This window comes from Streptococcus suis (assembly GCA_024583055.1).
GTDB lineage: Bacteria > Bacillota > Bacilli > Lactobacillales > Streptococcaceae > Streptococcus > Streptococcus suis_V.
This window is the reverse complement of the sequence record CP102145.1, coordinates 1,271,612-1,284,474: the sequence shown is the minus strand read 5'-3', so window position 1 is coordinate 1,284,474 and position 12,863 is coordinate 1,271,612. Positions and strand designations below refer to the sequence as shown.

Sequence of the window (12,863 nt, the reverse complement as noted above, 5' to 3'; positions counted from 1 at the left end):
TATTGATTGCGGAGAAATCTGCAATCAATATTTATTTTAATGGAAAATTTTTTTCTGTTTGCCTTGTTCGTTGACAGTGGGTGGAAAGCTTGCTATACTGAAAAGTGACTAACTTTTGAAAAATATTGTCTGCAAATTGGCAGAATATTTACAAAAACAAGAGAGGATTTCCCTCTTTTTTTATGAAGGTATCGATATGTTAAAAACTATGCTAAAAAAGCATCCCCATTTAGTAGCCCTGGGCCTATTTGTGGGCTTTTCTTTATTATTATTGGTTCCCCACTTGCTCACTAAGGGCATGGTGACAGGTGCGGACTTGATTTTCCACTACAATCGTTTCTATGATGCGGCTATGCAGATGAAGGAGGGGAATTTCTCCTATATCATCAGTTTGTATGGCTACCAGCAGTCAGGACGGATTGTCAATGCTCTCTATGGACCTTATTTTGCCTATTTACAGGGGGCGCTAGTTCTTTTAAGTGGGACCTGGTTCCGCTATCAGATTTTATCCAATCTTTTCTTGGGAACTCTGAGTGCAACCTCCCTCTATTTCCTCATGCGTGAGGTCAAGGTCAAATATACTCATTCCATTCTCTTATCTATGTTCTTTGTGACGACCTACTCCATTCAGTATTGGTGGGCAACCCAAGGATTTACCAGCTGGGGAGTGGCTCTCTTTCCGCTTTGTTTAATCCCTGCAGTGCGTTTCTTGCAGACCAAAAAAGTACCGAAATTCCTCATGGCAGGAGCGGTAGGGCTCATGTTGCAGGTTCATATGCTATCGACCTTGTTCTTGGTCATTGCCTATGGCATTCTCTTCCTTATTGGTTGGTGGAAATCAGACCAAAAAATGAAGATTATTGGGCAAGTAGCCCTGTCGGTAGGGATTTTTCTGCTCCTGACTATCAATATCTGGTTGCCACTGGTTTATATCAATGCAACCAACGCTTTGGTACCACCATTTGTTAACAAAAAATTTGTACTCAATACCGTAACGTGGCTCAAAACAGCCTTTCTATACTATCCATATCCATTGCCAATTTTCTTTGGGACCTATCTCTATTTCTTGGTGAAAAATTGGAAGAAACAATCGCTGGTTCTGGCTGGTCTTGCTTTTACCTACGCAGTATTTTTGATTTTGTCAACCAACCTCTTCCCTTGGCAATTAGTAGCTGGCAAGGGGATTGACTTAGTTGAGTTGATCCAATTTCCATTCCGCTTTTTCCTCTATGCCAATGCTCTTTTACTGGCAGTCGTAGGGGTCCAGGTTTCTGGTTTGTCAGAAAAAATGCAGAAAATCTTTTCTGGTTTGACGATTATTTCTTTGCTTGTTTCGGTTGGTTTCCTCTGGAATGAAAGTTATAAGGAAATCAATGGGCATTATTACAGTGATACTTTCCTGCAAAAACGAATTCATACGACCTTGTACGGGACGACGGAAGAGTTACAGGCTTCATTTCATTCTAAAGACTTGGGCGAATTTATCCAGATTGCTCAGAAATCCACGCCGGACTATGTACCAGATTTATCAGAAAAGACTGGACATCTGACCAACGAAGAGTCGGATAATACCTATTTTACCTATCGTGACCAAGTGATTTTACCAAATCAAGATTTTGCCAAAGAAGTTGATGGTAATCAGCTGGTGGTGACTTGGACGGCGTCAGAAGCAGAAGAAACTGCGGTACCAGTTATTGTTTACCAAGACAGTCAGCTTGTTTTGAATAACACCGTTTTAGATAGAGAGGCTGTAGAACTTTCCGAAATCGGTGTGCCAACGGTTACCAGCCAACCGGGGAAGAATACCCTTGTCCTATCCTACAAACAACAATGGTGGTTACTGCCAGTTATCATTATCAGTTTGACTGGATGGCTAGTCTGGTCGATGTACTACATCTTTATTTACCGAAAATCAAGCCTTTCCTAAGAGAGAAATGTTATGAAACAAATCAATCCAAAGGCAAGCAAGCAATTTATTCTGGTTATGATTATGACCGTTTTGCTGGCGATGGGTCGGGCTCTATTGCTAAGTGGAGTATCTTTCCCGCTCTGGTTTATCCCCCTGCCCTTGCTTGCCTATCTTATTTTTACTTTTTATATCTTGGTCCTGCTGGATAGGTATGAAGACTTTATCAAAACCAAGGTCTTTGCCAAGTATGTGGGCTACTTCATCGGTGGCCTCTATCTGGTCAATCTGGTCTATCGCCTCAACGCTAAGAAATTCCAGCCCTGGAACATCTTCCGCAACAATCTCTTCCAGTATGAGTTGGTGCTTATGTTGCTCCTGCCTCTTTTGTTGGCTATTTACTGGCGAAATAATGGGCGAATCCGTGGGAAATTGAGGAGCTGGTCAGACAAGTATCTGGTGGCAGATGGCTACCTGCTTTTGACCAGTCTCTTGTCCTTGAGCCCTCTGGCCATTTCCTACTGGAAGGACAGCCACTATGAAACGCTGGTGGAAAAAGGCATCTACACGGACTTCTTCGTACAGGTACCGATTTTTGCGGTGCTACACTTTGTGGCGATCTATTTCTTCCTACGCTATCTGGTAAAGACCTGGCAGGAGTTTCGGGCCCACAGGACCAATGTCCACAGCATGGTCTTTATCAGTCTGGTGCTGGCAAGCCTGTCCCATATCGGCTATCAGGTCTCCATGGCTGGGGCGACGGGGTCTTATTTTACCCGCCATCTCTTCCCTGGTGCCATCATTTTTCAGATAGGCTGTCTCTTTTTGCTCAACGTCATCATCAGCCTAGTGCTCAATCGTCAGGTCCTGTCGGCGGCTGTTATTGCCAGCCTCAATGTGACCTTGATTACAGCCAATTTCCTCAAATTCCGCTACCGGTCAGAGCCTCTGACTCCAAATGATTTCAAGTGGATTGGAAATATGGGGATGATTCTCAGCTTCATCAGTTTGCGCATTGTCCTTGTATCAGTCGTCTTTCTAATCATCGCCGCTTATTTCTATCGTCGTATTCACAGGCGCTATTTCCTGGGGCCAATTGTAAAGACCTTCTGGAAGCGCTTGGTGACGGTTGCCATAATTGTTTTCTTGATTGTGGGAATGGGCTTTGCTATCCGCAAGGAAAAAGACCACAAGATTGCCAGTTGGATACCGATTTTGTCCCAGGTCAATAATTGGCGGAACGTGGATTGGAAGGGCTATGCTTTCGTGGCTCGTTATCGCACGCTATCCTTCCTCTGGCTGCAACAGTTGAGTAAGACCAGCATGGAAGAACCGCAGGGATATTCGGAGAAAACCATTAAGGCTATCGTCAAGAAATATGAAAAGCTGGCAGAGGAAATCAACGCCGAACGTGCCAATCAGCTGACCGACCAGACCGTTATTTACATTCTCAGCGAGAGTCTGGCGGACCCGAGACGGATTCCGGGTGTGACCTTGAGCCAAAATGTCCTGCCAAATATTGAGCAGATTATGAGCCAGACGACCAGCGGTCTCATGAAGAGTGACCATTATGGTGGGGGTACGGCTAATATTGAGTTTCAGGTTTACAGTGGCTTGCCTTTTTACAATTACAATTCGTCCATTTCGTCTGTCTATCTGGATGTGGCACCTCGGATGAAGAAGTTGCCAAGTATCAGTGATTTGTATGCGGACACGGCGCGTGTGGCCATCCATCCTTATTTTGATACCAGTTACAACCGCAATGCCATCTACAAGCAGCTGGGGATTGAGCAATTTTACACCTTGAACTCTACGACCCATCCTATTGCGGTGACGGCTGAGGATTATCAGGGGAATTTTGTCAGCGACAAGAAGACCTATGATTTGATACTGGAGCAGGTGCGGTCAGGTAATCCTCGATTTGTCTCGGCTATAACCATGCAAAACCATGTCCAGTGGCACTCAGAGGAGCCAGTTGCCATTACAGGTACAGGGGTCAATTTCACGGCTGAGGAAAATGCCAATTTGACCAGCTATGCAAGACTTTTGTCCTTTACGGACCAGTCGACCCGCGATTTCTTGGACCAGCTCAAGCAGTTGGATCAAAAGGTAACGGTTGTCTTCTATGGCGACCACCTGCCGGGGCTCTATCCTGAGTCAGCTTTTGTGACAGACCCTAGCCTCCAATACAAGACGGATTACTTCATTTGGAGCAATTTTGAGACGGAGGACCGTCATTACGAGTTGGTCAATTCAAGCGATATGAATGCCCTCATGCTAGAGACCACCAATGCCAAGGTCAGCCCTTACTATGCCCTCTTGACGGAAGTCCTCCACAAGGACCGAGTGGGTTTGACCGAGCGCGATGCCAAGGTAGCAGAAGAACTCAAGATGGTCCAGTACGACCTATCGGCAGGCAAGGGCTACCTGCTCAAACAAAAGAATTTCTTTAAGGTTACGGAATAACACTAAAACCCAAGCCAGTTGTCTGACTTGGGTTTTGAGTTTTTATCATGATATGCGGAGGAAGGGATTTGAACCCTCACACCCGATGGGCACATGCGCCTGAAGCATGCGTGTCTGCCGTTCCACCACCTCCGCTTATAGATACTATTATACTACGTTTTTCTTCATTTGGCTAGAGGCAAATGCAACTTTACATCTTTCTCTATTTGGCTTATACTGGGAGTGGGCCAGAACTCAGAAAGTTGAAAGAGTTCGTTTGCCCCCACAGCTTCAAAGGTTCCTCGAGCCTTTTGAACAATCAACCCCTGCGCTAATGTGTTTCTCCTAATCAAATAGTTTGGTGTAGGAGTTTATACCAATCTAGATTTGAATTTTTCTTGGAGAAATGAGGGGGTTTATGTTATTGTCTTTGGCCTTAATTTGTATAGCAGCGGTTACTGTTTCTTGGCTATGCCAAAAGGGTGGTCTGCCTAAAATCATTGGTTTCCTGCTTGTTGGTATGCTGCTGGGACCCTATGTTGGGAATTGGATTGATAGGAGTTTATTGGATAATTCAGCAGATATTCGTAAGATTGCCCTGATTATTATTTTGATAAAGGCAGGTTTGACCATAAAATTATCGGATTTCAAGACCATTGGTCGGTCAGCCGTGCTTATGTCCTTCCTACCAGCCTGTGCAGAGTTGGTCGGCTGCGCCTCTTTTCTTTGACCTGTCCTATGGGGAGGCCGCTCTGATGGGCAGTGTCATGGCAGCAGTATCTCCTGCGGTTTTTGTTCCGCGCATGGTGGACTTGATTGAAAATAAAGTTGGCCATCAGAAGAAAATTCCCCAAATGATACTGGCGGGGGCCTCATTTGACGATGTGGTGGTGATTGTCCTGTTTACGGCCTTCCTTAGCCTGGTTCAGAAGGGGGATTTCCAAGTCCTATCCCTGGTCAATATTCCACTGACTATTCTGACCAGTATGCTAGTGGGGGTCTTGGCAGGCTTAGCCTTTGCCAGGTTCTTGAAAACAATTCGCCAGTCTGACAGCCTTCCTCCTATCTACCAATACCTCTTGCTCTTTAGTTTGTCCTTCTTGTTGGCGACGATTGAGGCTCGCTATGCCAATCGGTTTCCATTCTCAGGCTTGTTGGCTATTCTGGTGGCGACCATGGTGGTTAATCGTCAGGCCTTGCCGGTTGAGGTTGCAGGGTTTGCTGGTTTCTTTAGCCGTTTGTGGGTCATTGGGGAAATTTTCCTCTTTGCCTTGGTCGGGTCCATCGTGGATATTTCCTACGTTGCAGTGGCTGGTTTGCCAGCGCTGGGCTTAATTGCTCTGACCCTGGTCATCCGCTCCCTGGCTGTCTGGCTTAGCGTCAGTGGCAATGGCTTTAGTAAGCGGGAAAAGCTGTTCTGTGTCATTGCCTATCTGCCCAAGGCAACTGTTCAGGCGGCTATCGGTGGTATTCCCCTGGTGGCCGGTCTGGCTAGTGGGCAATTGATTTTATCTGTGGCTGTCTTGGGAATTCTAGTCACCGCACTTCTAGGGGCTATCCCGCTGGACCGATTTGGCAAAGAATTACTAGAAAAATAGCCGTAAGTAGAAAAACGCACTATGGATAAAAAGAGTCAGTTTTTAGATGAGGGAGTAGCAGTTAAACACCTGTTATTCCCTTTTTTCTAGGGAATTTTGGTATAATACTTATAAGAATACCCAAAGGAGTCTTGTTTGCAAGGAAGAATTATTAAGGCCTTGGCTGGTTTTTACTATGTCGAGGCGGATGGACAGATTTATCAGACCCGAGCGCGGGGAAATTTTCGCAAGAAAGTCCAGACGCCCTACGTTGGAGATTTTGTGGACTTTTCGGCTGAGGAGCAGTCGGAGGGCTATATTTTAAAAATCCATGAGCGCAAGAATAGCTTGGTGCGGCCACCCATTGTCAATATTGACCAAGCGGTCGTGATTATGTCGGCCAAGGAGCCGGATTTTAATGCCAATCTCTTAGACCGTTTTTTGGTGCTCTTGGAGCAAAAGGAGATGGAACCGATTGTTTACATTTCCAAGATGGATTTGCTGGAGGACCATGCGGAAATGGATGCCTTCAAGGCCATCTATGAAAAAATTGGCTATCCCTTCATTTTCAGCTTGGAGGAGCTGACGCCGCTCTTGACCGACAAGGTCACGGTCTTTATGGGTCAGACAGGTGTGGGCAAGTCGACCTTGCTCAATCGCCTTGCGCCAGATTTGGCCTTAGAAACGGGGGCGATTTCAGACAGCCTTGGTCGCGGTCGCCATACGACACGTGCGGTCAGTTTTTACAATGTATTCGGCGGGAAAATTGCGGATACACCGGGCTTTTCATCCTTGGACTACGAGGTCAAGGAGGCAGAGGCTCTGACGGATTGTTTCCCAGAAATTGCGGAGGCCAGTCAGGCTTGCAAGTTCAGAACTTGTACTCATACTCACGAGCCGGACTGTGCAGTCAAGGCTGCGGTAGAAAGCTCTGCCATTTCCCAAAGTCGCTTTGACAATTACCTACAATTTTTGAGCGAAATCCAAAATCAGCGCGAAACCTATAGCAAAGTTAGTAAGAAATTCAAATAGAAAGTTGGTTCCTATGTCACATTACAAGATTGCGCCATCTATCTTGGCGGCAGATTATGCAAATTTTCAATCAGAACTGGAGCGCCTAGAGGCGGTTGGTGTTGAATATGTCCACATCGACGTCATGGACGGTCATTTTGTGCCCAATATCAGTTTCGGTGCCGACGTGGTGGCTGCCATGCGTCCCCATAGCAAACTGGTCTTTGACTGCCATTTGATGGTGTCCAATCCAGAAAATCATATCGAAACCTTTGCCCGTGCGGGTGCGGATATTTTAACCATTCACGCTGAGGCGACCCTACATCTGCATGGAACCTTGCAGAAAATCCATGCGGCGGGTATGAAGGTTGGCGTGGTTATCAATCCGGGTACGCCTTTGGTGACCATTGAGCCTGTGCTCAATTTGGTGGACCAAGTGCTCCTGATGACAGTCAATCCGGGCTTCGGCGGTCAGGCCTACATTCCAGAGGTGGCTGAAAAGATTGCAGCCTTGGTGGAAATGCGCAAGGCTAAGGGATTGGATTTTGACATCGAGGTCGACGGTGGTATTGATGATAAGACCATTCATTCTGCCAAGGACGCGGGCGCTAACGTCTTTGTGGCTGGCTCCTTCCTCTTCAAGGGTGACTTGGAGGCCAATGTTGCCAAGTTGAGAGCTGCTCTTCGTGATTAGGGCCGCAGTCGTCGCTGGTGGACAGTTTGAAAGCTTGCCTGCGCCTGTGGACCTCTATGTGGGCGTAGATGCGGGTTGTTTACGGCTTTTGGAAAATGACCTTCCTCTTGATATGGCAGTTGGCGATTTTGACTCGGTCAGCCCAGCGGATTTATCGCGGATTGAGGAAAGAGCAGAGCTGGTTATCAAGGCCCCAGCTGAGAAGGATGATACGGACTTGGAATTGGCGCTCAAGGAGATTTTCAAGCGGCATCAAACGGCACAGGTTCAGATTTACGCAGCCTTTGGCGGTCGAATGGACCATGCCATGACCAATTTGTTTCTGGCAGCAGAACCTGATTTGGCGCCATTTATGGAGCATATCGAGCTAGTGGACCAGCAGAATGTCATTCGTTTTCGGCCTGCTGGACAGCACAGGATTTCACCGATTGCGGGTATGACCTATATTTCCTTCATGCCGTCCGACGGCAGTCGCTTGACCATCAAACATGCCAAGTATCCCTTGGACGACGAAAATTATTTTTACAAAAAATGCTACGCCTCTAACGAATTTATAGGTAGGGACATGGACATCAGTCTGGACACAGGCTATGTGGTCCTGATTTACAGCAAGGATAAGGATTAGATGGAAATACTACAAATCATCTTGCTGCTTTTGGTGGTGGTCGGTTTGGTCTTTCTCTATGGAAAATGGCAGAGCTTGTCTCTGATGTTGCAAGACCAGGCCGAGGACACTGCTGACCAATTGTCGGACCAGTTGACCTATCAATTGGAATCAACCAGTCTCAAGCAGCAACAGGTTCTCAGTCGCGAAGTCAATGAACTCCGGCGCGAACTCTATCAACAATTAACAGACATTCGGCAGGATATTCACCACAGTCTCCTGCAAAATCGTGATGCCACTGACCAGCGCCTCCAAGCCATTCAGGAGTCCAACGAAAAACGCTTGGAAGAGATGCGCCAGACGGTGGAAGAAAAATTAGAAAAAACCCTGCAAACTCGCCTGCAAGCCTCATTTGAAACAGTGTCCAAGCAGTTGGAATCTGTCAATCGTGGATTGGGTGAGATGCAGACAGTGGCGCGTGATGTTGGTAGCCTCAATAAGGTTTTGTCCGGAACCAAGTCGCGAGGCATCATGGGTGAGCTCCAGCTGGGACAGATTATCGAGGATATTTTGACGCCCAGCCAGTACGAGAGGGAATTTGCGACGGTTAAGGGTTCCGGAGAGCGGGTCGAATATGCTGTCAAGTTGCCGGGGCAATCAGCAGAGGATTATGTCTACCTGCCCATTGACTCCAAGTTTCCACTGGCGGATTATTACCGTTTGGAAGATGCTTATGAAACCGGCGACAGGGACCAAATTGACTTTCACCGCAAGCAACTGTTGGCGGCTATCAAGCGCTTTGCCAAGGATATTCAGAGCAAGTATCTGAACCCGCCTGAAACGACCAATTTTGGTGTGCTCTTTTTGCCAACCGAGGGGCTCTATGCGGAAGTGGTCCGCAATCCCATTTTCTTTGATGACCTGCGCCGGCAGGAAAACATTGTAGTGGCAGGTCCGACGACCCTATCTGCCTTGCTCAATTCCCTGTCCGTCGGCTTTAAGACCCTTAATATTCAGCGGTCGGCCGACGACATCAGCAAGGTCTTAGGCAATGTCAAGCTGGAATTTGGCAAGTTCAGCGATCTATTAATCAAGGCCCAGCGCCAGATTAACCAAGCTAGCTCCAATATTGACAAGCTCCTGACGACACGGACGTCAGCCATTGAGCGGACCCTGCGCACCATTGAACTCTACGAAGACGACCAGACCAAGGGTCTGCTCGGCCTGTCCCCATTAGAAGAGGATTTAGATGAAAATTAACCAAATGAAAGCAGATGAGTTCTTCGAAGGATTTTATCTGATCAAGTCAGCCGATGTTCGTCAGACCAGAGCTGGCAAGGATTATCTAGCCCTGACTTTCCAAGACGATACGGGCGAGATTGATGGCAAGGTTTGGGATGCCCAACCGGGAAAAATCAAGGATTTTGTGGCTGGAGTGGTCGTTCATGTCCAAGGACGCCGCGAGGTTTACAATAATACGCCTCAGGTCAATCAGTTGGTGATCCGTTTGCCGAAAGCTGGCGAGCCAAATGATCCAGCGGATTTCAAGGAAAAACCGCCTGTTGATGTCAAGGATACCAAGGACTACCTGAGTCAGATGATTTTCCAGATTGAAAATGCGACTTGGCAGCGCATCGTTCGGGCTCTCTACAGCAAGTACGAAAAGGAATTTTATTCCTATCCAGCGGCCAAGACCAATCACCATGCCTTTTACTCCGGTTTGTCTTTCCACACGGCGACCATGGTTCGTCTGGCGGACAAGATTGGCGATGTCTATCCGCAGCTCAACAAGAGCCTGCTCTTTGCCGGGATTATGTTGCACGACTTAGCCAAGGTCATTGAATTGACAGGTCCAGACAATACGGGCTATACTGTTCGGGGAAATCTGATTGGGCACATTTCCTTGATTGATGAAGAAATTACCAAGGTTCTGATGGAATTGGGCATTGATGATAGTCTGGAAGATGTAACCGTTCTCCGCCATGTCATTCTCAGCCATCATGGTTTGCTGGAATATGGTAGTCCTGTTCGTCCGCAAATCATGGAGGCAGAAATTCTCCACATGATTGACAACATTGATGCGGAAATGATGATGATGCTGACGGCTCTGGAAAAGGTGGGACCGGGCGAGATGACCAGCCGTATCTTTGCCATGGACAATCGCGCCTTCTACAAACCGGATATTGACCAATGAAGATGAAAACCAAATTGATTGCGTGCCAGCCCATCACCAAGGGCTGGTCTGCTGACCAAAAGTTTCTGGCTGTGGATGAACATGGTCAGAAATTTTTATTACGGATTGCGCTTGTGGAAAAGTTGGCCGATAAGCAGGCTGAATTTGCCCTACTCAAAATCTTGTTTGAGAGGAATTTGCCAGTGCAAAAAACAGTCGAATTGACTTATGATGGTCAGTCAGTCTACCAGATTTTTGAGTGGATTGAGGGGGAGGATTTGAGACAAGCGGCTCCGAATTTGTCGGATGAAACTCTCTATGAGCTAGGTTGCCAAGCGGGGAAGCTATTAAAAGTCCTTCATCAAATCCCAATTGACCAGACTAGCTTGAATTGGGAGAGCTATTATCAGGCTAAAATTGACAAAAAGACTGCGGCTTACCAGACTGCTAGCCATGCTTATGAGCAGGGGCAGGCTATGTTGGAGTTCATCGAGCGCAGTCGTCACTTGGTAGGGGGTCGTCCGATTGCTTATCACCACGGGGATTTCCATGATGGGAATATGTTGGTGGGCCAGGATGGTCAGCTTTACCTGCTGGATTTTGATCGTTTTGACAAGGGCGATCCTTGGGAGGAGTTCAATCGACTGATATTTACAGTGGAAACTTCTCCAGCTTTGGCTCGAGGGATGCTGGATGCCTATTTTGAAGAGGCTATTCCAGAAGAATTTTGGCAGCTGCTGGCCCTTTATCTGACGGTCAATAGCATTGGAGCCTTGGTCTGGGCGGAAGAGGTGAATCCAGACCAGATTCCTCTGATGAAAACGCAGGCTAAACAGCTTTTTGATTGGTATCAGGGCTATAAGGAGGTCATTCCCTCCTGGTATCTAGGTAAAAACAGATAAAAAACGAAAAAAGCGGACTTTCTTGATAGAAAAAGTTCGCTTTTTGTGTGTTGGTGTGGTATAATGAAAAAAAGTGAAAGAGGAAATTGTTATGAAATTAAGAAGAAGTGAACGGATGGTGGTTATTTCCAATTACCTGATTAACCACCCCTATGAATTAACCAGTTTGAATACCTTTGCGGAAAAGTACGAATCAGCCAAGTCTTCGATTTCAGAGGACATTGCCATTATCAAAAAAGCTTTTGAAGAGAGCTCTATCGGACATATCGAGACCATTACGGGTGCTAGTGGGGGTGTTGTCTTTACGCCGTCTATTTCTAAGGAAGAGTCGATCGAGATTGCCCAGAGCCTTCGCAATCAGATGGCGGAAAGTAGCCGTATCCTGCCTGGTGGCTATATTTATTCGTCGGATTTGCTGTCGACGCCCCATGTATTAAAAAATGTTGGCCGCATTATCGCGGATGCCTTTAAGGCAGAGAAGATTGATGCTGTTATGACCGTGGCGACCAAGGGGGTTCCTTTGGCCAATGCCGTTGCCAACGTCCTCAATGTTCCCTTTGTTATCGTTCGTCGGGACTTGAAAATTACTGAAGGTTCGACCGTTTCGGTCAACTATGTGTCGGGTTCTAGCGACCGGATCGAGAAGATGTTCCTCTCTAAGCGCAGTCTCAAGGCCGGTAGCCGGGTGCTCATTGTCGATGACTTTTTGAAAAATGGTGGCACTATCAACGGTATGATTAGCCTCTTGACAGAGTTTGACTCGACCTTGGTCGGTGTAGCAGTTTTTGCGGAAAATCAAAAAGGCGACCGCAGTGTGGCTAACTACAAGTCTCTGCTAGCCGTGACCGATATCAATGTCAAAGAAAACCGAGTGGACGTTGAGTTGGGAAATATTTTTGATAGCAAGTAATAATCCGTCTCAAGACTGATGGAGAGATGGAAAATTTGGGGTATACTAATACCAATCCTAAATATTTTTCATAATCTCCTTAAAAGCACTGGCCGTGATGGTCAGTGCTTTTGTGCTGAATTAAGAAAGGAAATTCAAAATCTCTTCTTCCGTCATGCTAGAGTCGCAACGAACTTGGACACCGTCTGCTTTGGCGACGAGGAGACCTGGTACAGTTGGGACACCGTAGTGGTCACGAAGGTTTTGAAGAGCTGGGCTCATCTGGCTAGAGTCCAGGAAGTTGATGGTCAGCTGATTTTCCTGAGAGACCTTGTGGAGTTTCGGTACAAAGCGATTGCAGTAGGGGCAGGTGGCGCGACCGATGAAGAGAATGTCCCCCTCTTTATCTGCCAAGAGCTTTTCAGCCTCTTGCACAGTAACAGTTGTAAAATCTTCGATGTAAGTTTGGAAATCCATAATGTTCACCTCTTTTTTTTACATTATAGAAGAATTTAGCAAGAATTACAAAAGTCTGCTACGTTGGGAGCTTTATCTTCTGTAGTTATTGCTCTTGTCCCGTGTTTGTAACTCCTGAACCGTCTTCTAATTCTTGACGTCACTGGCCTCCTAGAGCGTCGGACAGGGTGGGGAAAAAATAGAGG

Annotated in this window: 12 protein-coding genes and 1 tRNA gene; 11 read left to right on the top strand and 2 right to left on the bottom strand. The window is 46.8% G+C overall.

The window, feature by feature from the left end:
• Positions 1-196: 196 nt before the first annotated feature.
• Both NQZ91_06300 and NQZ91_06295 read left to right on the top strand, forming a co-directional pair.
• The gene (locus NQZ91_06300; GenBank protein ID UUM57017.1) at positions 197-1,927 is read left to right on the top strand and encodes a hypothetical protein; all 1,731 of its coding nucleotides are present in this window, start codon (positions 197-199) and stop codon (positions 1,925-1,927) included.
• A gap of 12 nt (positions 1,928-1,939) precedes the next feature.
• Entirely contained in the window at positions 1,940-4,372 is a 2,433-nt protein-coding gene (locus NQZ91_06295; protein ID UUM57016.1) for a sulfatase-like hydrolase/transferase, read from the top strand.
• Between the two features lie 53 nt (positions 4,373-4,425).
• On the opposite strand, the gene NQZ91_06290 is transcribed toward NQZ91_06295, so the two are convergent.
• Positions 4,426-4,507, bottom strand: a tRNA-Leu gene (locus NQZ91_06290).
• A gap of 262 nt (positions 4,508-4,769) precedes the next feature.
• Here NQZ91_06290 and NQZ91_06285 point away from each other — a divergent pair.
• From NQZ91_06285 to purR, 9 genes are all read left to right on the top strand, one after another.
• The gene (locus tag NQZ91_06285; protein ID UUM57015.1) at positions 4,770-5,081 is read left to right on the top strand and encodes a cation:proton antiporter; all 312 of its coding nucleotides are present in this window, start codon (positions 4,770-4,772) and stop codon (positions 5,079-5,081) included.
• A gap of 25 nt (positions 5,082-5,106) precedes the next feature.
• Positions 5,107-5,949 (top strand): cation:proton antiporter, encoded by an 843-nt coding sequence (locus NQZ91_06280; protein UUM57014.1) that lies wholly within the window; start codon positions 5,107-5,109, stop codon positions 5,947-5,949.
• A 135-nt stretch (positions 5,950-6,084) separates the two neighbouring features.
• Positions 6,085-6,960 carry a ribosome small subunit-dependent GTPase A gene (rsgA, locus tag NQZ91_06275; GenBank protein ID UUM57013.1) on the top strand — a complete coding sequence of 292 codons (876 nt, stop codon included), beginning with the start codon at positions 6,085-6,087 and terminating at the stop codon, positions 6,958-6,960.
• Between the two features lie 13 nt (positions 6,961-6,973).
• Positions 6,974-7,633 (top strand): ribulose-phosphate 3-epimerase, encoded by a 660-nt coding sequence (gene rpe / locus NQZ91_06270; protein ID UUM57012.1) that lies wholly within the window; start codon positions 6,974-6,976, stop codon positions 7,631-7,633.
• Positions 7,626-8,258 carry a thiamine diphosphokinase gene (locus NQZ91_06265; protein ID UUM57011.1) on the top strand — a complete coding sequence of 211 codons (633 nt, stop codon included), beginning with the start codon at positions 7,626-7,628 and terminating at the stop codon, positions 8,256-8,258. Before rpe ends, NQZ91_06265 begins: the two co-directional genes overlap by 8 nt.
• On the top strand, positions 8,259-9,497 hold the full coding sequence (gene rmuC / locus NQZ91_06260) for a DNA recombination protein RmuC (protein ID UUM57010.1): 1,239 nt from the start codon (positions 8,259-8,261) through the stop codon (positions 9,495-9,497).
• Positions 9,487-10,431 (top strand): 3'-5' exoribonuclease YhaM family protein, encoded by a 945-nt coding sequence (locus NQZ91_06255; protein UUM57009.1) that lies wholly within the window; start codon positions 9,487-9,489, stop codon positions 10,429-10,431. The genes rmuC and NQZ91_06255 overlap by 11 nt, the downstream gene beginning before the upstream one ends.
• The gene (locus NQZ91_06250; protein UUM57008.1) at positions 10,428-11,312 is read left to right on the top strand and encodes a phosphotransferase; all 885 of its coding nucleotides are present in this window, start codon (positions 10,428-10,430) and stop codon (positions 11,310-11,312) included. Before NQZ91_06255 ends, NQZ91_06250 begins: the two co-directional genes overlap by 4 nt.
• A 91-nt stretch (positions 11,313-11,403) precedes the next feature.
• Positions 11,404-12,222: a pur operon repressor gene (purR, locus tag NQZ91_06245; protein ID UUM57007.1), complete on the top strand. Its 819-nt coding sequence runs from the start codon at positions 11,404-11,406 to the stop codon at positions 12,220-12,222.
• A 120-nt stretch (positions 12,223-12,342) separates the two neighbouring features.
• Here the strand turns inward: purR and NQZ91_06240 are convergent, their stop codons facing one another.
• Positions 12,343-12,678, bottom strand: a complete 336-nt coding sequence (locus NQZ91_06240) for a thiol reductase thioredoxin (GenBank protein ID UUM57006.1) — start codon at positions 12,676-12,678, stop codon at positions 12,343-12,345.
• Between the last annotated feature and the right edge of the window lie 185 nt (positions 12,679-12,863).